Here is a 693-nt window from a genome sequence, read left to right as displayed (position 1 = left end):
GCGCCGGCCTCGGCCATCGGTGACTCGGACGGCTCCGCCGGGTCCTTCCAGGGCAACGGCGGCACCAACTTCACCGGCACCGTCGGCGACCACAGCCCGAACTTCCACTTCCTGGACAACGCGAACGTCTGCCTGCCGGAGATCCACAACATCGCCGTCGGCGTGCTCGGCGTGGCCGTCCCGGTCGAGGTCCCGATCGCCAACAGCGGTGGCAAGCAGTACTGCACCCAGGGTCAGGGCACCCAGACCAAGGGCGACTCGGGCGTCTCCCACCTCATCGGCTGACCGCTCGCCCCACCTGCGTCACCCCTCCAGAACCACCCTTCGAATCGCTCCCCGATTCATCCCCCGAGAGGAACACCGAAATGATCAAGAAGTCCCTCGCCGCCGCCGGCCTCGCCGCCGCCGCCATCGCGATGTCCGCCGGCTCGGCCTCGGCCATCGCCGACTCGGACGGCTCCGCCGTCTCGGTCCAGGGCAACGGTGGCACCAACCAGACCGGCACCCACGGCGACCACAGCCCGAACTTCCACACCCTCGACAACGCGAACATCTGCCTGCCGGAGGTCCACAACATCGCGGTCGCCGTCCTCGGCGTGGCCGTCCCGGTCGAGGTGCCGATCCTCAACAGCACCCCGAAGCAGATCTGCAACGTCGGCCAGAACACCCAGTCCTCGGGCGACGCGGGTGTCT

General features: G+C 69.0%; 2 protein-coding genes. Both read left to right on the top strand.

Going from position 1 to position 693, the window contains the following annotated elements:
• On the top strand, nucleotides 1-285 hold a 285-nt coding region (locus PUR56_RS26025; protein ID WP_329950692.1), incomplete at its 5' end, for a rodlet layer protein.
• Between the two features lie 80 nt (nucleotides 286-365).
• On the top strand, nucleotides 366-693 hold a 328-nt coding region (locus PUR56_RS26020), incomplete at its 3' end, for a rodlet layer protein (protein ID WP_329950691.1).

It is taken from the genome of Streptomyces sp. BE303 (assembly GCF_036290945.1).
GTDB lineage: Bacteria > Actinomycetota > Actinomycetes > Streptomycetales > Streptomycetaceae > Kitasatospora.
Note: the sequence above shows the minus strand (reverse complement) of the source record. Positions and strands in the feature narration are given on the sequence as shown.